This window comes from Mesorhizobium sp. BHscii (assembly GCF_053848065.1).
This window is the reverse complement of sequence record NZ_JBSPKW010000002.1, coordinates 198,705-220,328: the sequence shown is the minus strand read 5'-3', so window position 1 is coordinate 220,328 and position 21,624 is coordinate 198,705. Positions and strand designations below refer to the sequence as shown.

Sequence of the window (21,624 nt, the reverse complement as noted above, 5' to 3'; positions counted from 1 at the left end):
CTAACCGGAACCAATCCGGTTGATGAACAGTTTGGGCCGGGATGGGACGCCAAAAGGAGGATTTTTAATGAAACGCCAATCACGGATTCTGGCAGGCACGGCACTTGGCCTGCTGATGGCGTCCGCGCCGTTGGGCGCATTCCCGTTGCAGGGCAGCGCCGCGTTCGATTCTTTGCAAGGCATGACGGCCCCACTGATCCTGGCGCAGTCCAACTGCCCCGAAGGCGAGTCGGCGGAAGGCTGCGCGCAGCAGGCGGAACCGGAGCAGAAGTCTCGCAAGAAACGCGAGCGGCAGGCTGAATCGGCTCCCACTGAGCAGGCGGCTCCTTCCGGGGAGGAGCAGGGTAATCAACGCAGGAAGAAGCGCGAGCAGCAGCAGACTGAATCAGCCCCCGCCGAACAGGCCGTCCCGGCCGAAGAGCAACCACCGCGCAGAAAAAAGCGCGACCAACAACAGATCGAAGCAGCCCCGGCCGAACAGGCCGCCCCGGCCGAAGAGCAACAACCGCGCAGAAAAAAGCGCGACCAACAACAGATCGAAGCAGCCCCGGCCGAACAGGCCGCCCCGGCCGAAGAGCAACAACCGCGCAGGAAGAAGCGCGACCAACAACAGATCGAAGCAGCCCCGGCCGAACAGGCCGCCCCGGCCGAAGAGCAACAACCGCGCAGGAAGAAGCGCGACCAACAGCAGATCGAAGCAGCGCCCGCCGAACAGGGCGCCCCGGCCGAAGAGCAAAAACCGCGTGGGAAGAAGCGCGACCAACAGCAGATCGAAACGGCACCTGCCGAAGAGCCTGCCGGACAGGCGGCGCAAGGCGAGAAGGTCGCACCTGCAAATGACAACGAGCAGGTCAAGCCGCGCAAGAAGCGGGACCAGGATCAGCAGATCGAGGCTGCGCCAGCCGAACAGGACACGCCCGCCGGCGAGCAGGCCGAGCCGCTTCCAACGGACCGGCAAGCGGCTCCGGCTGAGGGCGAAAAGCCCCGGGATCAGGCTAAGGAACGTGGCAAGAAGCCTGTAACGGGTGAGCAGCCCTCAACCGATAAGCAGCCCGCCGATGGCGAGCAGGCTGCGCCGGCCCAAGGCGAAGCTCCGGTCCAGGGCGAAGCGTCCGATCCAAACGCGGTTCCCGTGTTTGACAGCCAGAAGGATGCCAGGCGCAAGCGCAAGGGCGGCAAGGACAACGCGCAAGAGACGGGCGGCCAGGACGCGGGTGGTCAGCCCACCCAGCAGGACGGCGAGCAGGCGGAAGCCCCGAAGCCGGCTCCGGTCGACCAGGGACCGCCGCCCACCGACGACAGGACGGCCCAGCAGGCGATCAAGCTTGAGAGGATGGTCCCGGTGACGGAGGAAAAAGGCAAACGCGTTGAGCGTGTGCCCGACGTCGAGGACATTCGCCGCCGTCCGCGCCCGCGAGGGGTCGACGTCGTCAGGGAACTCGGCGACCGCGTTATCCTACAGTTCAACAACCAGACGATCGTGGAAAGCGACGATACGCCGCGCATGCGCCGTGGCGCGAGGAACGTCTATTATGAGGAGTTGTCGGGCGATCGCACCCGGGAAATCGTCGAGCGTGACAACGGAATCCAGATCGTCACCATCCGCAACCGCTACGGCGACGTCATCCAGCGTTCACGCATCGCGCCCGACGGACGCGAATATGTGCTGAGCTATGTCGACGAGCGGTACTATGACGACGATGACGACTGGCGCGATCCGGGCGACGATCTGCCGCCGATTCGGATCGACATTCCGCGCGAGGAGTACATTTTGGATTCCGAAGAGGTCGAGGATCCAGACGACTACTATACCTTCCTCGAACAGCCGCCGGTGGAGAGGGTTCAGCGCCTCTACTCGATCGATGAGGTTAAGCGCTCGGCCCGCGTGCGCGACATCGCCCGCCGCATCGACCTCGACACGCTGAACTTCGAATTCGGTTCAGCCTCGATCCCCGAAACCGAGGTGCAGAAACTGGAAGGCGTCGCCAGCGCCATGGAGAAGCTGCTGGAGAAGAACCCGGCGGAAACCTTCCTGATCGAAGGCCATACCGATGCCGTCGGCAGGCCGGAGGCGAACCTCGCTCTGTCCGACCGTCGCGCGGAGGCTGTCGCCGAGGCCCTGACCAATGCCTTCAACATCCCGCCGGAGAACCTGACGACACAGGGCTATGGCGAGGAATATCTCAAGGTCGATACGTCGGAGCCTGAGCGCGAGAACCGTCGCGTCGCCATCCGCCGCATCACCTCGCTGGTGGCGCCGGTCGCCAGTGCGAATTAGGCCATGGTCCCGAACCGAACGTCAGCAAAGTAAAAAGCGGAAACGGGTTTTCGTAAAAAACCATGGCCACCTTAAAAGCAACGATTCCAGAAACCTGAACTGGTTTCCGGAATCTATACGGGAAGACGTAGCCCGCCCGCTGTCACCGGGATGGGCGATTTCCGGCAATGAGCCGAGGTTGAAGGAGAATGTACGTCGCGATTTTAGCCAGGGATTGAATCGCGAGATCGTCCACCCCAGATTCTGATTAGGGCTTCCCTGCCCTGTCCCGACTCCAGCGGGACACATGAGCCCCGCCGGTACCCCCTCGCCGGCGGGGTTTTGTTTCCGGATTCGGTGGAGAACCGAGGCCTTACGCGAGGCCCAGACAATTCCTCAAGATAGCCCTCCGCCTCAAAGCCAAGAAGGCTGAGGATTGAGAACGGCGTCCGGTCAGTAAATACTTTTGATGTTGGTTTCCGAATTCGCGAACACCTCGTCGGGCACGAAGAAGTCGCCGGCAAGCGGGCCTGTCGCGCCCGGCGCATAGATCGAAAAATCGCTGACGCCCTCGGCGCGCAGCACCTCCTCGTCGATGTAGAAATTGCCGGTGGCTTCGCGCGACGGCCTGAGCAGGATCGCATGCGCGGCCTCGGCCATGATATCGGGCGAACGGCTCATCGCCGCCACTGTCGCCCCGCCCAGGAGATTGCGCACCGCTGCCGTATCAATCGTCGAGATCGGCCACAGCGAATTGACGGCGATACCGTCACTGGCGAACTCCGCGCTCATACCCAGCGTGCACATCGACATGCCGAATTTGGCCATCGTATAGGCGACATGGTTCTTGAACCATTTGGCTTTCATGTCGAGCGGCGGCGCCAGATTCAAGATGTGAGGATTGTCAGCCAACTTCAGGTACGGAATGCACATTTTGGAAACCAGGAACGTGCCGCGGGTGTTGATCTGGTGCATCAGATCAAAGCGCTTCATTTCGGTTTCCAGCGTGCCGGTGAGTTGGATGGCGCTGGCATTGTTGATGCAGACGTCGATGCCGCCGAATTTCTCGACGGTCCGGGCGACCGCCTCGGCCACCTGCCCCTCCTCGCGTATGTCGCACAACATCGGCAAGGCCTTGCCGCCGGCCTGCTCGATCTCCTCAGCCGCCGTGTAGATCGTACCCGGCAGCTTTGGATGCGGCTCGGCGGTCTTGGCCGCGATCGTCACATTGGCGCCGTCGCGCGCAGCGCGCAGTGCGATCGCCAGCCCGATGCCGCGCGACCCGCCGGAGATGAACAGCGTCTTTCCCTTGAGCGACATGTCTTCCGCCTCCTTGCAACATCACAGGCGTGATCCTTGCGCGGCGGTTGCGTGCCGCGCAAGGCCCAACCCGGCGGATGTGAGTTACGCTGCGTAGGCTTTGGAACGACAAATTAGACCAGCACCAGGCCTCGCCGCATGGCGATGGCGATCGCGTCGGTGCGGTTGGCCGCACCTAGCTTGATCAGGATCGCCGCGACGTGGAACTTCGCCGTGTGCACGGAAATGTTCAAGCGCCGCGCGATCACCTTGTTGGGCGCGCCCTCGGCCAAAAGCGCCAGCACTTCGCTCTCGCGCGGCGAAAGCGCCGGCCGCTCGGTCCTGTCGTCGACCGGCTCCTCGTCGGAGAGGTCGTCGTCATGGAAAGCGAAATCGTCATGCCGATCAGACAAGGGGCGGCCCTCGCCCGAAATCCGGTAGCCAGCCGCCGCCAGCCGCGCGGCAGCAGCGATCAGCAGATCGTCCGCTGCCGCCGGCAGCACGGCAAACACGGTATCGGCGGGCCGCTGCCGCCTGCCTCGTTGAGACAAGAGCACCTGGGGCATCGCGGGATCGGTGGCCGCACCTTCCAGCCCTCCGCCCTCCAGGGCTTCTCTTTCCAGGCTATTGTCATCGACGACCGCGACATCGGCTCTGTCGCCGCTCTCGCTGTCGCCAGCCACAATCGGTAGCAGATCGTCAGTCGCGGCAAGGGCCGTGGACAGGTGTTCGGCACGTACGGCGTCATCGAGCGCGATCAGCACCGTCAGCCGCCGCCCCGTGATCCCGTGACTTGCCATCGATCTTCTCAGTTCAGCGGCTTTTCGCCGATAGTCAGCACGACATCGCGCCGTTCGCCGCCGCGTGCCACGCCGAGCGTCACCGACGCGCCGGCGCTGTCCGGCCCGAGCCTGCGGATCAGGTCGCGCGGGCCATGCACGGCTTCGCCGTTCCACGACACGATGATGTCGCCAAGATCTAGGCCGGCGGCCTTCGCCGGGCCATTGTCGTCGAGGCTCATCACCATCGCGCCATGCGTGTCGCCGTTGCGGATCGGATGCAGGCCGGCGCCGAGATAGCCGCGCGCGACATGGCCCTTCTCGCGCAGCGTCGCTGCCGCCCGCTCGATCGTCTCGTAAGGCATGACCAGCGCCCGCCGGCGCGGCCCGAACAGCAGCATGCCGATCAGTGCGCCCTTGGCGTCGAGCACCGGGCCGCCCTCGAAACGGCCGCCGGCATTGACGGCCAGATTGATGCGCCGGTCGATCGTGCCGCCGCGCATCGAGCGCCAAGCCGGACCGACCTCACCGACCGTGCCGAATGCGGCGAGCCCCGCGCCGTCGCTATTGCCGATAGCGATGGCGAGATGGCCCGGCCGCACCGTGCCTGCCTTGGCCAGCGACGGCACGTCCGGCGCGCCGGTCGGCTTCAGAAGGGCCGTCCCAGTGGATGGATCGCGGCCGACCAACTCAGCCTTCACCTTGTCGCCCGAAGAAAGCGTCAGCTCGATCTCCTCGCCGGCCTCCACCGCCTCCTCGGCAGCGATAAAATAGCCGTCGCGCCAATGGAAGGCGGTCGCGGTGCGACGCTGATGCGTGGCGAAGCTCGCTGTCGCCGGCGCCGCTGCGGCGGCGATATCGGCGATGGCGTCGGAAAATGCGCTCAGATTGAAGTCGCTCATGTTGGTCTCCTGGGTTTTTATCGCATCGGCCCGAAAATCGGAATCGATTTTCGGAAAGCACGATGCGAGAACTCAAAGTCAGCGTACTTTGAGAGTCCAATGGACGCTCGTCGCTCTAACCCAGATATCGCTCGGCAGCGCGTTCGCGGGTACTCGCCTGACGGCTAGTTGGGCGTTGGACTGGCCATCTGGTCAGGTCGCGGCCGATCCGGCCGCTCCGCACATATAGGCATCCTTCATCTTGCTCTAAATACACGGAGCCCTGCCATGTCCCTCCCCGCCCAGCAATTGCAATTCGACGATGCGCTGCTCGATGATTATTCGGCAACGGTCGCCGATGCCGTGGACCGCATCGGTCCCGCCGTCTGCCGCATCGAGCGCATCGGTGGTGCCGGCGGCCAAGGCTCCGGCTTCGTCCTCACGCCGGACGGGCTGGTCGTCACCAACTTCCACGTCGTCGGCGATGCCCGCACCGTCCGCGTCACCATGCCGGACGGCGTCTCCAGAGAAGGCCGTGTTCTCGGCCGCGACCCCGACACCGACATCGCGCTGGTGCGTGCCGACGGCAGCTTTGCCGATATCGCGCCGCTCGGCGATTCCAAGCGTCTGCGGCGCGGCCAGATCGCCATTGCCATCGGCAACCCGCTCGGCTTCGAATGGACCGTCACATCAGGCGTCGTCTCGGCGCTCGGCCGCTCGATGCGCGCCTCCACCGGCCGGCTGATCGACGACGTCATCCAGACCGACGCAGCACTCAACCCCGGCAATTCCGGCGGACCGCTGGTGTCGTCGGCGGGCGAGGTCATCGGCGTCAATACCGCCATGATCCATGGTGCGCAAGGCATCGCCTTCGCGGTTGCCTCCAACACCGCCAATTTCGTCATTTCGGAGATCATCCGCTTCGGCCGCGTCCGCCGCGCCTTCATCGGCGTCTCGGCCGACACGACAAACCTGCCGCGCCGCGCCGCCCTGCTGTCGCAAGTGTCGAGCAGCACGGCGGTGCGCCTGCGCAGCGTCGAGGCGAACAGCCCGGCGGCCAAGGCCGGGCTCAGGGAAGGCGACATCATCGCCGCCATCGACGGACGCCCGGTCACCGGCGTCGACGATCTGGTGCGCCTGCTCGACGCCGAGCGCATCGGCCGCGAGACGCTGTGCACGGTGGTGCGCCGCTCCGGCATTACTCAGGTCACGGTGATGCCGGTGGCGCGAAGCTAACGATTATCGCGACGCATAGATCTGGCCAAGCAGCGAAACCAGCAGCACCGCCAGCTCTCCGGTCGGATCGAGGTCAGGATCGAAAATGGTCATATCCATTCCGGTGCAGCGCGGATCCGCTACCAGCGCCGCGAGAATGGCAACGAGATCGTCGAGATCGATGCCGGGACTGCCTGGTGAATCCACCGCCGGCATCACCGTCTGATCGAGCGCATCGACGTCGAAATGCACCCAATAGGGCCAGCCGGTTCGCGCCAGCGTGGTCCAGGTCTTTTCCAGGACCTTTGCCGCGCCAAGCTCTCGCACGGCAAAGACGTCGATCAGCGTCATCGCGGTCGAATTGAGGTCAGGCCAGGCGAAGTCGGGGTCGCGGTTCTCGCGTTCGCCGATCTGAATCACCTGTTCGTCCGCAACAAGGGGGCTTGCGATTTCAGGCCAGTCGGTCAGCAACGGCTCGCCACGTCCGGTGGCGAGCGCAAGGTCCATGCCGGCGACCGAGCCGAGCGAAGCGTTGATGTCGTAGTTGCCCGGATGGCGGAAATCGCTGTGGCCGTCGACATGGACCAGCGCCAGCGGACCAGATCGCCGTGCAGCAGCCAGTGCGCCAAGCAGGACCGCGCAGTCGCCACCGACGACCAGCGGGAATTCGCCTCGTCCCAGCGCGCCGGCAACAACTTCGGCGAGTCCGAGGTTGAAGCTGCGTATCGCGTTGCCGTTGCGCAGCCGGGTGCCTGGCTGCGGCTCCGTACTATAGGCGGGCCGATCAAGATCAACCACTTTGGCGGGCGCAAGCGTCTCGATCAAGCCGGCCTCGGTCAATGCCTGCGGCGCACGCCACGTCCCCGGTATATGATCTGGTCTCAGCGGGCGGAGGCCAAGGTTTGAGGGTGCGCGGACAAGGCAGATTTCACGCATGGAATGGGCCCAGGGTTGCCAAGCTCACCATAGACCACGAATGCCCGCCCGGTCACGCGGCCCGAGCCGTCCCCTCACCTCTGCCGACAGTTCCTGTCGGGGGGCGTCGTTCAGGCTCCCCGTCACCCTTCAACAAACTGCGCCAGGAACTCCGCGCTCGGCGGGATCGGCTTAATCACGTCGATCAGCACGCCATTGGGGTCTTTGGTGATGAAATGACGCTGGCCGAAAGGTTCGTTGCGCAAGGACCGCAGGATCGGCAGGCCGGCGGCCAGGATCCGTTCGTAGACCGCGTCCGGATCCTTGACCTCGAAATTGATCAGCAGCCCCGACGTTCGGCCACGCCCCTCCTCAGGTATCGTCTCGTGGTCGCCTTGGACGATGCCAAGATTGACCCGGCGATCCTCGGCCGACTGCAGATGCACATACCAGTCGCTCGCAAACAGCGGCTTGAAACTGAAGTGCTTGATATAGAATGCCTTCGTGCCGGCAACGTCGCCCGTCATCAGCACCGGATAATAGCTCGTCGTCTTCATCTTTCCTTCTCCCGTCAGATAACATACAGTCTGCATGTAAATTGTACTAACATACAGGCTGCACGTATGCAACAGAAACCCGCGCGTCGCTCCAACCGCGATCGCACCGAAGCGACGCGCGCCGACCTGATCGCCGCGGCGCGAAAACTGTTCACCGAGAAATCCTATGCGGAGACCGGCACGCCAGAGATCGTTGCAGCGGCCGGCGTCACGCGCGGCGCGCTCTACCACCACTTTGCCGACAAGCAGGCGCTGTTTGCCGCGGTGATCGAGCAAGAGGCGGCGGCTGTGGCGGAAGAGATCGAGCGCGCCTCGCCGCCCTCACTGTTTGCCCGTGACGCGCTGATCGCCGGTTCCGATGCCTACCTTGCCGCCATGCGCGCACCCGGCCGCACCCGGCTGCTGCTGCTCGACGGACCGGCCGTGCTCGGCCGCGCCGCGATGGACGACATCGATAACCGCCACGGCAACCGTTCCTTGCGCGAGGGCCTCGTCGCGGCGATGCGCGCGCAGACCATGACGAGATTGCCGGTGGAGGCACTGACCGCGCTGCTTGCCGCCGCCTTCGACCGGGCGGCTCTTGCCATCGAGGCAGGCGCTTCGGCCGAAGACTACCGCATCGTCCTCGTGGCGCTTATCGATGGTCTGTCGCCAGCTCGGGCTCGTCCTCAGGCACCTGGCCCGGCTCGAACTCGTTGAAGCAGCCGAGCTGGCGCTTAAACTGGTCGATCAGCCAGGCAGCCGCCGGCTTCGGGCTGCGGTCGGCGCGATGCATGGCATAGAGCGGCGAGCGGACTTCGCTGTAAGGCTCGAGATCGAGCTCGACCAGCCGGCCGCTGGCCAGATCGTCGGCGATCAGCCAGCGCGGCAGCCCGCCCCAACCCAGCCCCTCGCGCATCAGCACGTGCTTGGTTCTGACATCCGTCAGTCGCCATGTACGATAGGCGTACACGCCATAGTCGCGACCGCGCGTCCGCTCCGACTGGTCGGAGACGACAAGCTGGATGTGTTCGCGCAGCTCCTCGAGCGATACCGGTCTGGGAAGCAGTGCCAAAGGATGATCGGGCGCCGCGGCGGGCACCAAGGTGAAGGACCCGATCCGCAAAAGGTTGACATCGGCCTCGCCCAGCATGCCGCCGACGCCGAGATCAGCCTGTCCGCTGACGACATGGTCAAGCGTCAGGCCAAGCGTGCCGACATGCAGGCGCAGCGCCACGGTTGGAAACTGCGCCTCGAACGCTTTCAAAACCCGAACCAGCACCGGCGACGGCAGCGTCACGTCGACCGACATCACGACTTCCGCTTCCAGCCCTTGTCGGTGGCCGTCGACCCGCGCACGAATTCGCTGCAGCACACCAACCATGCGACGCGCATCCTCCAGCGTCGCCCGGCCGACATCCGTTAGCTGGGGCTCGCGCGTGCCGTCGCGTTCAAACAGTTTCAGCCCAAGCTGCGCTTCGAGATTGGCGATGGCGTAGCTGATGACGGACTGCGCGCGGTTGAGCTTGCGGCCGGCGGCCGAGAAACTGCCGGTCTCTGCGACAGTCACCAGAATCTGAAGTTGATCGAGCGTCGGGTTGGGTTGCATGTAGGCATCCATCTAATGCTTGGATGGATCGTATAGAAAATTTACCAGTTTTTCAAATGGGTCGGTGACCTCATATCTGGCGGGACAATTTCATCCAACCCTGGAGAGCCCGCCATGTCCATTCTTCTTGTCACCTCGAGCCCGCGTGGCAACGCCTCGCACTCGACCCGCATCGCCACCGAATTCGCCGAGAAGCTCGTTGCCGCCGATCCGTCGGCCAAGCTTGTCCTGCGTGACCTCGTCGCCAACCCGCTGCCGCACATCGACCCGGACTATTCAGCCGGCATCTACACGCCGGCTGAATCCCGTACCCCGCGCCAGGCAGAGGTCGTCGGCGTGTCCGACGCCGTGCTCGACGAGTTGTTCGCCGCCGACACCATCATCCTCGCCACCGGCTTTATCAATTTCGGCATCTCGTCGACCCTGAAATCCTGGGTCGATCACGTCGCCCGCTCCGGCAAGACCTTCGCTTATGGCGAGAATGGCCCGAAGGGCCTGGTCACCGGCAAGAAGGTCTACATCGTCCTCGCCTCGGGCGGCATCTATTCGGAAGGCGCTGCCGTGCAGATGGACCACGCCATCCCTTATCTGCGCAGCGTGCTTGGCTTCATTGGCATGACCGACGTCGAAGTCATCCGCATCGAGGGCGTCGGCATGGGCCCCGAGGCCGTCTCGGCCGCTCTGGCCAAGGCGTCAGCCAAGGTGGATGCGGCGGTGGCCACGGCCGCAACGGTTGCCGCTGCCGCGTAGAGCGCGAACAACTAGTATCAGAACCGAAAAAGGCAGGCGCCGGGCGCCTGCCTTTTTGCACTTGCCTGATGCCTGCAGCTTTACGTCGCTCCGAAGTCGCGCGACATTGCCATTCCCGACGCTACCCGAACATCTTCTCGCCCTGCTCGTCGACGAGTTGGATGCCCTTCTTGATCGAGATGTCGACGGCGTCGTCGAGCCCGGCAAAACGGTCGGCGCGGATGAATTTGTGCTCCTTCATCACGCCGTCGATCTCCTTAGAAACTACGCCGCAGGTCTGGTATTGGCCTTCCGCCTTGTAGGGCGTGGCGCTGATCAAAAATCCCTTGTGCTCGATCTGCTTTGCCGGTGCAGCACTCTTTGGTTCGCCCGCGTCACCGCCGCCACCGCCGAAAAGACGTTTCAGAAAAGACATGGGAGCGCCCTCCAACGGCAATCATCCTGCATCACATAGCGTGGTGCAGGATGATTTCACTAGCGGTCCTTAGGCAAACGGGCAAGGGCCGCATCCGGCCTCGGAAGTCAGCTGCGCGACAGCGCTTCGAGGGCTTCGGCGGCTCCTTCCAATATCGCAATCGCCTCGGCCTGTTTTTCAGCGGGCGCGTCGACGATGTCGCCGAGGGCTGCGCGCAGCCGCTGGCGCACGGCGCGGAATTCGTTGCGCTTTTCCGAACGGCCGCGGCCGCGACGTCCGCCATCCTCGTCCTCGTTCCAGCCGAACCAATCGCGCGCCCTTGCCATCTTGCGGCCGAAACGCTCGAGATGGTCGAGCACATGGTCGATCATCTCTCGATTGTCATTGAGATGCGTCTGGCCTGCCTCGGTAATCGAAAACACCTTTTTGTTGCCTTCCGCCGACGAGACGGCATAGCCGGCCTCTTCCAGGAAGGTCAGCGTCGGATAGACCACGCCTGGGCTCGGGCTGTAGACGCCGCTGGTGCGCTCCTCCAGCGCCTTGATGATGTCGTAGCCGTGGCGCGGCGCCTCGGCCAACAGCGACAGCGTGATCAGCTTGAGATCGCCGTCGGCCAGCATACGCCCGGCGCGGAACATGTCGCCCGGCCCGCCGCGCCCGCCGCCCCTCATGCCGTGGCCGAATGGGCCGAAGCCGCCGCCACGACCACCGAACTTACCGGCCATATGCATGAAAGCGCGCTCGGCATGCTCGCCGAAATGATGATGTCCGTGCATCGTCTGCTCCTCGAGTTATGTCTTACGATATATCTTATTTAGGCAGGCGAGGTGATTGAGTCAAGATATATCTTACGATGTAACGTAATGCCCGGGACTGAAAGAGCGCGTTTGCGGCTAAGGCAGTGGCTGAACCTCTCCGGAGTCCCAAAAGGCCCGGGGCGGTTGTCTCTGCCGCTTACGAGCGGCCCTTTCGCCGGTTCCAGGCATAGAGAAGATCGGCGAAGCGATCATAGGCATAGCGCGTCAACGGCAGCACGGTGCGGTTGCCGAACAGCGCTGCCAGCCAGCCCTCGCCCGGTGTTTTCAGCCAGACGGCAATTACGACGTCGGCGCCGACCAGCAGTTTGCCATCCGCATCGGTTGCGTGCAGCCGGCGGCGGATGTCCTCCAGCGACACGCCGTATCCGGCCAGTGCCGCCGGTTCGGCATTGATGTCGCGAAACGCGATCCGCCCGGTCTTGATCGCCTCGATCAGCCGCCGCTTCTGCCGGCTGATGCCGGCATCGCAAACCGGACAGCGGGTGTTGTACCAGATGGTCAGCAGAGGCTTGGGCATGTGTTTAGAGACGCGAGCTGAGGTGCTGCGCGGAGTATCCGGGAAGTACCTTCGCCCCGCAACATTTCGGACCAGACTGGCCGGGCGCCGCCAAGCGGCGCCTGACCGTGCCGGGCTCGGCAGCTTGCGCGGATCTGTAGCCGCGCAACGCCTCAGCCGAGCGAGGCGATGATCTCGCGATAGGCCAGTTCCGGGAAAGCCTTGAGCGTCCGCGTCCTCACATTGCCGCCTGTCGCCAGCATCAGCGAGAAACGAGCGAGCACCGCATCGTCGGGCGCTTCGACGATCGCCACCATATCGCATTCGCCCATGGTGAGATAAAACGCCTTGAACGAGCCACCCATGTCTCCCAGCAGCTTCTTGGCGGCATCGAGCCGCTTCGGCGACTCGCGCACATTTTTGGCGCCCTGCTCCGTCCAGTTGATCAGCACGATATAGTTTGTCATGCACACCTCCCTCCGGGGCCTCGGAGCACGGCGTCACTGCCGGGGCGGGCATCCGGGTTTGTCGCCCAGAAAATGCATCCGACACGAGATTATCCTCCCACAGCAGGTGTGCTGCAACAACAACCGCACCGTCTGGCGAGACAATTCCTGGCACGAACGAAAAAGGGCGCCGCAGCGCCCTTTAAATTGCTTATCCGTCACCCGGCATTAGCTATCAAGGAAGCTCCGCAGCTTGCGCGAGCGGCTGGGATGCTTGAGCTTGCGCAACGCCTTGGCTTCGATCTGGCGGATGCGTTCGCGGGTGACCGAGAACTGCTGACCGACTTCCTCCAGCGTGTGGTCGGTGTTCATGCCGATGCCGAAGCGCATTCTGAGCACGCGCTCTTCACGCGGGGTGAGCGAAGCAAGCACCCGCGTCGTCGTCTCGCGCAGGTTGGCCTGGATCGCCGCGTCGATCGGCAGGATCGCCATCTTGTCCTCGATGAAATCGCCGAGATGTGAATCCTCCTCGTCGCCAACCGGCGTTTCGAGCGAAATCGGCTCCTTGGCAATCTTCAGCACCTTGCGCACTTTTTCCAGCGGCATGGCGAGCTTTTCCGCCAATTCTTCCGGCGTCGGCTCGCGGCCGATCTCGTGCAGCATCTGGCGCGAGGTGCGTACGATCTTGTTGATCGTCTCAATCATGTGCACCGGAATGCGGATGGTGCGCGCCTGGTCGGCGATCGAGCGGGTGATCGCTTGCCGGATCCACCACGTCGCATAGGTCGAGAACTTATAGCCGCGACGGTATTCGAATTTGTCGACCGCCTTCATCAGGCCGATATTGCCTTCCTGGATCAGATCGAGGAACTGCAGGCCGCGATTGGTGTATTTCTTGGCGATGGAAATGACGAGGCGCAGATTGGCCTCGACCATTTCCTTCTTGGCGATGGCGGCTTCGCGCTCGCCCTTCTGCACCTGGTTGACGATCTTGCGGAATTCGAGAATCGAGATCGCCGTCTCGGTGGCGAGGTTCTGGATCTCGGCGCGCAGGTCGCGGATCGCGTCCTTTTCGTTCTTGGTGAATTCCTTCCAGCCGCGCGAGGTCAGATTGCCGATCGAGCGCGTCCAGTTGGGATCGAGTTCCGAGCCCTGGTATTCCTTCAGGAATTCCTCGCGGCGCACGCCATAGCTTTCGGCCAGCCGCAACAGCTTGCCCTCGTTCTGCACCAGGCGCTTGTTGATGTCGTAGAGCTGCTCGACCAACGCCTCGATGCGCGCCGTGTTAAGGGATAGCGACTTCACCGCCTTGATCAGCTGATCCTTCAGCTCCTTCAGCCGGCGGTCCTGGCTGGGCGACAGCGTGCCGGCGGCAGCCAGCCGGTTCTCGACCTGCTGGTCCTGCAGCTTGCGCAACTTCTTGTAGGTGTCGGCGATGACGTCGAGCGTCTCCATCACCTGCGGGCGCAGCTCCGCTTCCATCGCCGCCAGCGACAGGCTGGCTTCGTCCTCGTCTTCCTCGTCGTCATCAGTCAGACCGCGCGTGTCGCCGCCGACATTGGTGATGTCGTCCTCGTCCTCGCGCGAACGGCGCGGCTTGTCCTCGGTTTTGGCTTCCTCGATCCGCTCGACCACCGGCGCCTGCTTGGCCTCCGGTCCGGCATAGGTCGCTTCGAGGTCGATGATCTCGCGCAAGAGGATCTTCGATTCGTTGAGCTCGTCACGCCAGATGATGATGGCCTGGAAGGTCAGCGGGCTTTCGCACAGGCCCGCGATCATCGTCTCGCGGCCGGCCTCGATGCGCTTGGCAATCGCGATTTCGCCCTCGCGCGACAGAAGCTCGACCGAGCCCATTTCGCGCAGATACATGCGAACCGGATCGTCGGTGCGATCGGTCGGCTCTTTCTTGGTGGTCGTCGCGGCAACGGCGGTACCGGTCTGCTCGGCCAGTTCGTTGGCGTCTTCCTCGGCGTCGGCAGCCGCGTCGGCGGCTTCGGGCTCCTCGCCCTGCTCGTCGTCCTCAACAACGTTGATGCCCATGTCGGAGAGCATGGCCATCGTGTCCTCGATCTGCTCGGAGGTCACTTCCTCCGAGGGCAGCACCGAATTCAGTTCGTCCATGGTGACATAGCCGCGCTTCTTGGCGGCTTTGATCATCTTCTTGACAGCATCGTCGGAAAGGTCGAGCAGAGGGCCATCGGTGGCGCCTTCACGTTCGGTCTCGACCTCTTCCTTTTCTTTTGTCGCCATTCTTAATTTTCTCCAAGCGGCCAAGTATCAAGCCGCGTAAGCTGCCGTACCGGTTAAATCAGATGCGCTCGCTCTAGAACGCGCTTCCCCGGGCCAGTAACTGCATCTCTCGTTAAGTCCAGATTAACCCTGGTATCTGTGGCAGGCTGACTGCCTGTCCAGTGACCGGTACCTCACATCGCTGCATTTCCCGTCGACGCCGGCACGGGTTAACGTTTCGAATCGTCCTGATTCCGTCATTCTGCCAGAAGGTCAAGCGCCTCTCGCATGATTCGCATGAAAAAAGCGAATCAATTACCCGACTTAAAGCGCCGCGGCTGATTCGACGCGCAAGGACGGTTCTGCACTTTCACTCTTTCGTAAGCTTCGACCTACACCCGCCCGGCCCTGCCCGAAGACACGCCGAACCCTTCGATCAGCGCTTCCGTTGCTTGCACATCACGAAATTGCGCCTGGATCTCGACGAGATGCCGGTAGTTTTCGTCTGTGGGATCGCTGGCGAGCGCCGCTTCCGCCTGTTTCAGCTCCTTATGTAAGGTGCGCGCGCTGCGCTGCAAGTGGAGCGCCTGGCTGAAGGCGTCGCGGGCATCGTCAAGTCCGGCTGTTTCCAGCGCCGGCCACTGCCGAGCCCGTTTGATCAGCGCCACCACGCGCGCCCAGATCTCGCCGCAGCCGGCCCGTTCGATCGTCGCGATCACCGCGTCGCGGTCGTTGGCCATGTCATGCGCCATCGCATCGAGGATCGCCGCATGCAGCCGCTTCAGATCGGTATTGGCGAGGTCGAGGAACTCGACATGTTCGAAATTCTCGTCGATCAGCGCCGGATGATTGACAAGAGCTGCGATGATCGTCGCCTCGCGCACCGACATCCCCTCACTGCCGCGCTTGACCAGCGCCGAGCGGCCGAGGCTTTCGGTGATCGCGGTGCGTCCGCCGGCATTGCCGCCGCGTGCGAACTGTCCGCCAGGAGCGGAGCCCTTGCCCTGAAAGCGCCCGCCGGGCCGCGCATCTTGGCGCCCGCCTTGATAGCCTTGTCGCGCGCTGCGCTGGGTGCCGAAAAAGCTTAGCACCCGCTCGCGCATTTCCTGTTGGTAGTGGTAGCGCAAGCTCTCGTCACGGATGCGGCTGGTCAGTTCGCGCAGCGTCTTTTCCAGTTCCGCCCGCCGCTCCGGCGTGTCGAAGACGCCGCCGGCCGTTTCGCGCACCCACAAAAGGTCCGCGAGCGGCCGCGCCTCGGAAAGCACTGCGCGAAACGCGTCCGGCCCGTCGGCCTTGACCAGATCGTCGGGGTCCTTGCCTTCTGGCAGAAGCGCAAAGCGCACCGAGCGGCCTGCCTGAACCGCCGGCAGCGCCATGTCGGCGGCGCGCCATGCCGCCTTCAGTCCGGCCTGGTCGCCGTCGAAGCACAGCACCGGCTCGCCGGCCATCCGCCACAGGAGTTCGAGCTGATTTTCGGTCAGCGCGGTGCCGAGCGGCGCCACGACATTCTCGAAACCGGCCTGCGCCAGCGCGATCACGTCCATATAGCCCTCGACGGCGATGACCGTGCCACCCTTGGCCAGCGCCCCCTTTCCCAGCGCTTGGCGCGCACGGGCGAAATTGTAGAGCACATTGCCCTTGTGGAAGAGCTCGGTGTCGGGCGAATTCATGTATTTGGCGAGCGCATCGGCGGCCAGCGCCCGCCCGCCAAAGGCGATTATCTTGCCTCTGGAATCCGGGATGGGGAACATGATGCGGTCGCGGAACCAGTCGTAGGAGACCGGGACGTCGTCGCCATGGCGCACCAGCCCGCATGCCTCGATATCGGCCTTGGGCACGCCCTTGGCGGCAAGATGCTCCTTCAGCGCGTTGCGGCTGTCGGGCGCATAGCCGAGCCGGAACGACTGCTGCGTCGCCGGTGTCAGCCCGCGGTCGCGCAGATAGGCCCGGGCTTTTGCGCCTTCCGGTCCCTGCAGCCGCTCCTGGAAGAAGGCAGTCGCCATTTCCATGATTTCGGTCAGGCTGGCGCGTTCCTTTTCGCGCCGTTCCTCCTGGGCATCGCGCACCGGCATCGGCACGCCGGCCATGTCGGCGATCTTCTCGACCGCTTCGGGAAAGCTCATCCCGTCGAGTTCGGTGAGGAACTTGAAGTGGTCGCCCGAAACCGAGCAGCCGAAGCAATGATAGCGGCCCTTCTTGTCCTCGCAATGGAAGGACGGGCTCTTCTCGCCATGGAAGGGGCAGCACGCCCAATAGTCGCCGCGCGGCGCGTTGGTCTTCTTCCTATCCCACGCCACGCGCTGGCCGATCACCGATGAAATCGGCACGCGGTCGCGTATCTCGTCGAGGAAGGCAGGGGGAAAGCGCATCGGGAACGGCTCGTTTGTCCTCCATATAATCACACCGGCGAAACCCGACGACTCCTAATGCGGACCATACCCGGTTTTCACAGGGCAAAAGAAGACGACCGCTCCGGGCCGCCTTCTTTCCTATTCCGGCATAGTGCCGGTGGACATTTGGACGATCAGTGCGCGGCGATCGCGCCGAAGATGATGCCGGAGACGACGCCGACCAAGAGATAGTCGTTGCCGACACGGATCCATTCCTGGCCACGGCTCGGACGACGCAGGCCATAGTGGCGATAGTCGCGGATCGGCTGGTGGCGCTTCCAGCTGGAATATTTCTGGCCATTGCGCCAATGGTTCCTCTTCACCACGACTTTCTTCTTCACCACGACGCGCTTCTTCACGTGGCTGTCCGGCTTCTTCCAGTCGACCTGGCTGTAGTTCGACCGGGGTGCATTCGGCGCGTTCAGCGGCGCTGCCTGGCCCTGCAGGGACGTGGCAGCCAGCATGGAGAGGGCGACTGCGGAAAGAATGATGCGTTTCATCACGGGGTTACTCCTTTGGTTGCCGATGCCCAAGCAATAGAGCCCGAAGAATGAACCGAAACTGAACACGCGGATTACGTTTCTGTAATGATTTCAGGTATTTAAGATAGCTAATTCAACACTCAGCTCAAACCGGATTTGAAGGGGTCGTCGGCCCTCGACCGCGCGACCATCCAGAAGCCGGCCGGCAATGCAACCATTTTGCGATCCATCCATTTCCGACACACCCTGTCGCGCACCAACAGCCGGCCGAATTGGGCAAAATTTATTATCCGGCTAAAAGTAATGGGAATAGTATCGACCCTTGCAATGTCCTTGATTCGCCCCCTCTTTTACTCCTGTGCCGTCACGGCGCCCGTATCGCTGTCGCCTGTCGGAATGCGAGCCTGACATGAGCGGTTCGGTCGTTTTGCTGCATCTTGCCGGCGCGGTGGCGCTGATGCTGTTTGCCACCCGCTTGGCGAAGACAGGTGTCGAGCGCGCCTATGGCGATGTGCTGCGCCACAAGCTGCGCGCGACCATGCGCAATCCTTTCATGGCGGTTCTGGCCGGCTGCGGCCTGGCGATCGCGCTGCAAAGCTCCACCGCCGTCACCTTGCTGGTCGGCTCCTTTGCCGGCGCCGGCATCGTCAGCGGCATATCGGGCCAGCTTGCCGTGCGCGGCGCCGAGATCGGCTCGGCACTGGTGGTCAAGTTGCTCACCTTCGACCTGTCGCTGCTGGTGCCGGTCTGTCTTGTCGCCGGCACCGTCATGTTCATGGCCACCGAGCGGCGCGACTGGCGCCAGTTCGGCCGCATCCTGGTCGGCATCGGCCTGCTGGTATTGTCGCTGGAGATGATCGGCCAGGCATCGGAGCCGCTGCGCCAGAGCACGCTGATGCCGGTCGTCGTCGATTACTTCTCCGGCGACCCGGTCACCGCCTATCTGCTGGCGGCGCTGGTCACCTGGCTGTTTCATTCCTCGATCGCCGCGGTGCTGCTGATGGTGACGCTCGCCGGCCGTGGCTTCATCCCGCCCGAACTCGGCATCGTGCTGGTGCTCGGCGTCAATCTGGGGTCGTCGATCATCGCGCCCCTGCTCACCCGCAATGCGGAGCCGGGCGTGCGTGTCGTACCGATCGGCAATCTCCTGATGCGCGGGATGGGCTCTCTGGCCATGCTGATCCTGTTCCTGTGGTTGAAGCCGCCGGTCGCCTTTCTCGGCGCCACCGTGCCCGACCAGATCGTCAACGCACACATCTTGTTCAACATCCTGATCCTGGTTGCCGGCCTGCCACTGGCCGGTCTCGTCTACCGCGCTTCGGAAAAGATCGTGGCGCTCGGCACCAAACCGGCGCCGGGCGAAGCGCTCGACGTCGTCGAGCTGTCCGCGCTCAACGACAGCGCGCTGGATGTGCCGAGCCAGGCGCTGGCCAACGCCACCCGTGAGGTGGTGCGGGTCTGCGAGACGGTCGAGATCATGCTGAAGCGCATCATCGAGCTCTATGAGACCGCCGACGCCGACAAGATCAAGGCGCTGGCCGCGCTCGACGACCGCGTCGACAAGAAGCACGCAGCGATAAAGCTCTATCTGGCCAAGGTCACGAAGAACCCGCTGAGCGAGGACGAGGCGCTGCGCTGCCAGGAGCTGATCGGCGCCTGCGTCAAGCTCGAGCAGGTCGGCGACATCATCGTGCGCAACATGCTGGTGCATGTCAGGAAGAAGCTCGAGCGCGGGCTGGAGTTCACGCCCGAGGGCTGGCGTGAGCTTTGCGCCTTCCACGCCTCGGTGCTCGCCAACGCACGGCTTGCCTTCAACGTGCTGGTCTCGCGCGATCCGGAGACCGCCCGCCAGCTGGTGCTCGAAAAGGACCGGCTGCGCGACCGCGAGAAGGAGACCAGCGCCAGCCACTTCGTGCGGCTGCGCGACGGCACCGCCAAGAGCGTCGAGACCAGTTCCATCCATCTCGACACCATCCGCGACCTGAAGCAGATCAACTCGCTGCTCGCCTCGATGGCTTATCCCGTGCTCGAGGAGCGCGGCCTGCTCACCGGCTCGCGGTTGAAGGCCGGGTGATCCCGGAGCCTTGTCCTTCTCCCACAACAAAGGGAGAAGGAAAAACCGTCGCGCCAGCCCGATCAAGAAAACCTAAACCGGCGTCGACAATTTCTGGATTGCTCGCCGCTCTCGTTCGTGATTTGAGGCCATCTCATTCAAGGATCGCCTTCCAGCGCCATGCTTCCCCTCATCGCCCTGTTCATCGCTGCGTTCGCATTCGGCACCACCGAGTTCGTCATCGCCGGTGTGCTGCCGCAGGTGGCGGATGGCCTTGGCGTCTCCATCCCAACTGCCGGCTACCTCGTCTCCGGCTACGCCGGCGGCATCGCAATCGGCGGACCGCTATTGACGCTCGCCACCAAGACGATTTCGCGCAAGGCCTTGCTGCTTGGCCTTGCCGCAGCCTTCACCATTGGCCAGGCCGCTTGCGCACTTGCACCCAACTTCGCGTCCATGTTGCTGTTGCGGATTGCGGTGGCCGTGGCGCACGGCGCCTATTTCGGCGTCGCGATGGTGGTCGCGGTCGGCCTGGTCCGCCACGACCAGCGCGGAATGGCCGTTGCGCTCATCCTGTCGGGCCTCACGGTCTCCAATGTCATCGGCGTGCCGGCCGGCACGGCGATCGGCAACATCTGGGGGTGGCGTGCGACGTTCTGGGTGATGTGCGCGCTTGGTGTGGTTTCCATCGCCGCCATGGCCGCCCTCCTCCCACGCAAGACGGGATCGTCGCGCCAGTCCGTCAGTTTCGGCAGCGAGGTTCGCGTGCTCGCACGCCAGCAGGTCTGGACGTCGCTGATCCTCATGCTGATGCTGATGATCGGTCAGTTCGGCCTCTTCACCTACATCACGCCGACGCTGTTTGAAATCACCGGCCTCGATGAGGACCTCGTGCCCTGGGTGCTCCTGCTCAACGGCGTCGGCGCGACGATCGGCGTCTTTCTTGGCGGGCGGCTCGCCGACTGGAAACTGATGCCCTCGCTCATCACCATGCTTTTCATGCAGGCGGTGACACTTGCCGTCATTTACGCCGTCAGCCCGTACCCGGTGCCGATGGTCGTGGCGATCACTGTCTGGGGCGGACTCAGCTTCGCCATCGGCACGCCGATCCAGACCCGTATCCTGACGTGGACGGCGGATGCCTCCAATCTCGCCTCATCGCTCATCCCGGCCGGCTTCAATGTCGGCATCGCGCTGGCCGCCTCGCTCGGTGCCGCTATGCTCAATGCCGGTTATGGCTATCGCAGCCTGCCGGTGGTTGGCGCCATGGCCATGCTGGTCGCCGTGGCGGTCGCGCTTGCCTCGCATCTCCAGGAGTGGCGCCGCAACACCACGCCGCCGCTGCCGGCTGCAGCCGAATAGACGGGCAGACTCCACAAATCGATCCGGTAGCGCAGGCTTTCCGCGACGTCCGCCTTTTGGAGAGGAGCCTCTGCCTGTGCGCTTGTGGGTTTGGCGGAGATCAATAGGATTCCGAAATTGATCTTCAGGGGCGGCTTTCTAAAATCAAGTATCATCGATTACCACTTGGAGTGAACACAATGGCCGACCACACATCCGAGAAGTCGGCGAAGGCCGCCGCCGAGCGGGTCGCTGCGAAACCGACCAAACCGCGCAAGGCGACGCCGGAGCCGCAGCCCGGCAAGGCCGCGAAACCGGCACTCCTCGCAGGCGGCAACCCCCAGATCGCGAAGGCTGAAGGCGACGCTCCCGTGCAGGCCTACATCGCGGCCATGCCGGGCTGGAAAAGCGACGTCGGGCGCCGTCTCGACGCGATCATCGCGCGCACCGTCCCCGGTGTGCACAAGGCAGTCAAATGGAACTCGCCATTTTACGGCATCGAAGGCCAGGGCTGGTTCCTGTCGTTCCATGTCTTCACCCGCTACGTCAAAGTGACCTTCTTCCGAGGCACGTCACTGCGTCCTCTTCCTCCCGGCAAGTCCAAGCACAAGGAAGTGCGCTATCTCGACGTTTATGAGGACCAGCTCGACGAAGCTCAATTTGCCGCTTGGGTGAAGCAAGCCAGCCAATTGCCCGGCGAACGAATGTGAGAT

General features: G+C 63.6%; 20 protein-coding genes. 7 read left to right on the top strand and 13 right to left on the bottom strand.

Translation table 11 applies throughout. From position 1 onward, the window contains the following. Positions 1-67 precede the first annotated feature (67 nt). The gene (locus ACWTU7_RS03860) at positions 68-2,278 is read left to right on the top strand and encodes an OmpA family protein (protein WP_455837844.1); all 2,211 of its coding nucleotides are present in this window, start codon (positions 68-70) and stop codon (positions 2,276-2,278) included. Positions 2,279-2,710: 432 nt separating this feature from the next. Here ACWTU7_RS03860 and ACWTU7_RS03855 read toward each other — a convergent pair whose 3' ends face one another. From ACWTU7_RS03855 to ACWTU7_RS03845, 3 genes are all read right to left on the bottom strand, one after another. After that, positions 2,711-3,577, bottom strand: a complete 867-nt coding sequence (locus ACWTU7_RS03855; protein ID WP_455837845.1) for an SDR family oxidoreductase — start codon at positions 3,575-3,577, stop codon at positions 2,711-2,713. Positions 3,578-3,690: 113 nt separating this feature from the next. Continuing rightward, the gene (locus ACWTU7_RS03850; RefSeq protein ID WP_455837846.1) at positions 3,691-4,356 is read right to left on the bottom strand and encodes a response regulator transcription factor; all 666 of its coding nucleotides are present in this window, start codon (positions 4,354-4,356) and stop codon (positions 3,691-3,693) included. Between the two features lie 8 nt (positions 4,357-4,364). Beyond that, entirely contained in the window at positions 4,365-5,237 is an 873-nt protein-coding gene (locus ACWTU7_RS03845; protein WP_455837847.1) for a S1C family serine protease, read from the bottom strand. Between the two features lie 267 nt (positions 5,238-5,504). On the opposite strand from ACWTU7_RS03845, the gene ACWTU7_RS03840 reads away from it, so the two are divergent. Beyond that, the gene (locus ACWTU7_RS03840) at positions 5,505-6,452 is read left to right on the top strand and encodes a S1C family serine protease (protein WP_127211921.1); all 948 of its coding nucleotides are present in this window, start codon (positions 5,505-5,507) and stop codon (positions 6,450-6,452) included. 3 nt (positions 6,453-6,455) lie between these two features. Here the strand turns inward: ACWTU7_RS03840 and ACWTU7_RS03835 are convergent, their stop codons facing one another. Both ACWTU7_RS03835 and ACWTU7_RS03830 read right to left on the bottom strand, forming a co-directional pair. Continuing rightward, on the bottom strand, positions 6,456-7,256 hold the full coding sequence (locus ACWTU7_RS03835; protein WP_455837848.1) for an arginase family protein: 801 nt from the start codon (positions 7,254-7,256) through the stop codon (positions 6,456-6,458). Between the two features lie 233 nt (positions 7,257-7,489). After that, the gene (locus ACWTU7_RS03830; protein WP_455837849.1) at positions 7,490-7,903 is read right to left on the bottom strand and encodes a VOC family protein; all 414 of its coding nucleotides are present in this window, start codon (positions 7,901-7,903) and stop codon (positions 7,490-7,492) included. 66 nt (positions 7,904-7,969) lie between these two features. Between ACWTU7_RS03830 and ACWTU7_RS03825 the strand changes: the two genes are divergently transcribed. Beyond that, the gene (locus tag ACWTU7_RS03825; RefSeq protein WP_455837850.1) at positions 7,970-8,602 is read left to right on the top strand and encodes a helix-turn-helix domain-containing protein; all 633 of its coding nucleotides are present in this window, start codon (positions 7,970-7,972) and stop codon (positions 8,600-8,602) included. Here ACWTU7_RS03825 and ACWTU7_RS03820 read toward each other — a convergent pair. Then, positions 8,538-9,491 (bottom strand): LysR family transcriptional regulator, encoded by a 954-nt coding sequence (locus ACWTU7_RS03820; RefSeq protein ID WP_455837851.1) that lies wholly within the window; start codon positions 9,489-9,491, stop codon positions 8,538-8,540. The genes ACWTU7_RS03825 and ACWTU7_RS03820 overlap by 65 nt on opposite strands. Positions 9,492-9,605: 114 nt before the next feature. Here ACWTU7_RS03820 and ACWTU7_RS03815 point away from each other — a divergent pair, with 114 nt between their 5' ends. After that, positions 9,606-10,241 (top strand): FMN-dependent NADH-azoreductase, encoded by a 636-nt coding sequence (locus tag ACWTU7_RS03815; RefSeq protein ID WP_455837852.1) that lies wholly within the window; start codon positions 9,606-9,608, stop codon positions 10,239-10,241. Between the two features lie 121 nt (positions 10,242-10,362). Here the strand turns inward: ACWTU7_RS03815 and ACWTU7_RS03810 are convergent, their stop codons facing one another. From ACWTU7_RS03810 to ACWTU7_RS03780, 7 genes are all read right to left on the bottom strand, one after another. Then, the gene (locus ACWTU7_RS03810) at positions 10,363-10,656 is read right to left on the bottom strand and encodes an HlyU family transcriptional regulator (protein ID WP_065009209.1); all 294 of its coding nucleotides are present in this window, start codon (positions 10,654-10,656) and stop codon (positions 10,363-10,365) included. A gap of 107 nt (positions 10,657-10,763) precedes the next feature. Beyond that, the gene (locus ACWTU7_RS03805) at positions 10,764-11,432 is read right to left on the bottom strand and encodes a PadR family transcriptional regulator (protein WP_455837853.1); all 669 of its coding nucleotides are present in this window, start codon (positions 11,430-11,432) and stop codon (positions 10,764-10,766) included. Between the two features lie 178 nt (positions 11,433-11,610). Continuing rightward, complete coding sequence (locus ACWTU7_RS03800) at positions 11,611-11,991, bottom strand: thiol-disulfide oxidoreductase DCC family protein (protein WP_455837854.1); 381 nt, start codon at positions 11,989-11,991, stop codon at positions 11,611-11,613. 152 nt (positions 11,992-12,143) lie between these two features. Beyond that, on the bottom strand, positions 12,144-12,437 hold the full coding sequence (locus ACWTU7_RS03795; RefSeq protein WP_065009207.1) for a GYD domain-containing protein: 294 nt from the start codon (positions 12,435-12,437) through the stop codon (positions 12,144-12,146). 207 nt (positions 12,438-12,644) lie between these two features. Further along, positions 12,645-14,666: an RNA polymerase sigma factor RpoD gene (rpoD, locus tag ACWTU7_RS03790; protein ID WP_029350162.1), complete on the bottom strand. Its 2,022-nt coding sequence runs from the start codon at positions 14,664-14,666 to the stop codon at positions 12,645-12,647. A gap of 371 nt (positions 14,667-15,037) precedes the next feature. Then, a complete protein-coding gene (gene dnaG / locus ACWTU7_RS03785) occupies positions 15,038-17,014 on the bottom strand; it encodes a DNA primase (protein ID WP_455837855.1) in 1,977 nt (658 codons plus the stop codon). Between the two features lie 155 nt (positions 17,015-17,169). Next, on the bottom strand, positions 17,170-17,535 hold the full coding sequence (locus ACWTU7_RS03780) for an RcnB family protein (RefSeq protein WP_455837856.1): 366 nt from the start codon (positions 17,533-17,535) through the stop codon (positions 17,170-17,172). Between the two features lie 391 nt (positions 17,536-17,926). Here ACWTU7_RS03780 and ACWTU7_RS03775 point away from each other — a divergent pair, with 391 nt between their 5' ends. The 3 genes from ACWTU7_RS03775 to ACWTU7_RS03765 all read left to right on the top strand — a co-directional run bounded on the left by ACWTU7_RS03775 (position 17,927) and on the right by ACWTU7_RS03765 (position 21,621). Beyond that, entirely contained in the window at positions 17,927-19,591 is a 1,665-nt protein-coding gene (locus ACWTU7_RS03775) for a Na/Pi cotransporter family protein (protein ID WP_455837857.1), read from the top strand. A 159-nt stretch (positions 19,592-19,750) separates the two neighbouring features. Beyond that, entirely contained in the window at positions 19,751-20,932 is a 1,182-nt protein-coding gene (locus ACWTU7_RS03770; RefSeq protein ID WP_455837858.1) for an MFS transporter, read from the top strand. Positions 20,933-21,111: 179 nt separating this feature from the next. Then, on the top strand, positions 21,112-21,621 hold the full coding sequence (locus tag ACWTU7_RS03765) for a DUF1801 domain-containing protein (protein ID WP_455837859.1): 510 nt from the start codon (positions 21,112-21,114) through the stop codon (positions 21,619-21,621). The last annotated feature ends 3 nt before the right edge of the window (positions 21,622-21,624 follow it).

What these genes read in the sequence shown, in the direction of transcription:
- ACWTU7_RS03860 (WP_455837844.1), top strand. Translation starts at nt 68, where the DNA reads ATGAAACGCCAATCACGGATTCTGGCAGGCACGGCACTTGGCCTGCTG.
- ACWTU7_RS03855 (WP_455837845.1), bottom strand. Translation starts at nt 3,577, where the DNA reads ATGTCGCTCAAGGGAAAGACGCTGTTCATCTCCGGCGGGTCGCGCGGC.
- ACWTU7_RS03850 (WP_455837846.1), bottom strand. Translation starts at nt 4,356, where the DNA reads ATGGCAAGTCACGGGATCACGGGGCGGCGGCTGACGGTGCTGATCGCG.
- ACWTU7_RS03845 (WP_455837847.1), bottom strand. Translation starts at nt 5,237, where the DNA reads ATGAGCGACTTCAATCTGAGCGCATTTTCCGACGCCATCGCCGATATC.
- ACWTU7_RS03840 (WP_127211921.1), top strand. Translation starts at nt 5,505, where the DNA reads ATGTCCCTCCCCGCCCAGCAATTGCAATTCGACGATGCGCTGCTCGAT.
- ACWTU7_RS03830 (WP_455837849.1), bottom strand. Translation starts at nt 7,903, where the DNA reads ATGAAGACGACGAGCTATTATCCGGTGCTGATGACGGGCGACGTTGCC.
- ACWTU7_RS03825 (WP_455837850.1), top strand. Translation starts at nt 7,970, where the DNA reads ATGCAACAGAAACCCGCGCGTCGCTCCAACCGCGATCGCACCGAAGCG.
- ACWTU7_RS03820 (WP_455837851.1), bottom strand. Translation starts at nt 9,491, where the DNA reads ATGCAACCCAACCCGACGCTCGATCAACTTCAGATTCTGGTGACTGTC.
- ACWTU7_RS03815 (WP_455837852.1), top strand. Translation starts at nt 9,606, where the DNA reads ATGTCCATTCTTCTTGTCACCTCGAGCCCGCGTGGCAACGCCTCGCAC.
- ACWTU7_RS03810 (WP_065009209.1), bottom strand. Translation starts at nt 10,656, where the DNA reads ATGTCTTTTCTGAAACGTCTTTTCGGCGGTGGCGGCGGTGACGCGGGC.
- ACWTU7_RS03805 (WP_455837853.1), bottom strand. Translation starts at nt 11,432, where the DNA reads ATGCACGGACATCATCATTTCGGCGAGCATGCCGAGCGCGCTTTCATG.
- ACWTU7_RS03800 (WP_455837854.1), bottom strand. Translation starts at nt 11,991, where the DNA reads ATGCCCAAGCCTCTGCTGACCATCTGGTACAACACCCGCTGTCCGGTT.
- ACWTU7_RS03795 (WP_065009207.1), bottom strand. Translation starts at nt 12,437, where the DNA reads ATGACAAACTATATCGTGCTGATCAACTGGACGGAGCAGGGCGCCAAA.
- rpoD (WP_029350162.1), bottom strand. Translation starts at nt 14,666, where the DNA reads ATGGCGACAAAAGAAAAGGAAGAGGTCGAGACCGAACGTGAAGGCGCC.
- dnaG (WP_455837855.1), bottom strand. Translation starts at nt 17,014, where the DNA reads ATGCGCTTTCCCCCTGCCTTCCTCGACGAGATACGCGACCGCGTGCCG.
- ACWTU7_RS03780 (WP_455837856.1), bottom strand. Translation starts at nt 17,535, where the DNA reads ATGAAACGCATCATTCTTTCCGCAGTCGCCCTCTCCATGCTGGCTGCC.
- ACWTU7_RS03775 (WP_455837857.1), top strand. Translation starts at nt 17,927, where the DNA reads ATGAGCGGTTCGGTCGTTTTGCTGCATCTTGCCGGCGCGGTGGCGCTG.
- ACWTU7_RS03770 (WP_455837858.1), top strand. Translation starts at nt 19,751, where the DNA reads ATGCTTCCCCTCATCGCCCTGTTCATCGCTGCGTTCGCATTCGGCACC.
- ACWTU7_RS03765 (WP_455837859.1), top strand. Translation starts at nt 21,112, where the DNA reads ATGGCCGACCACACATCCGAGAAGTCGGCGAAGGCCGCCGCCGAGCGG.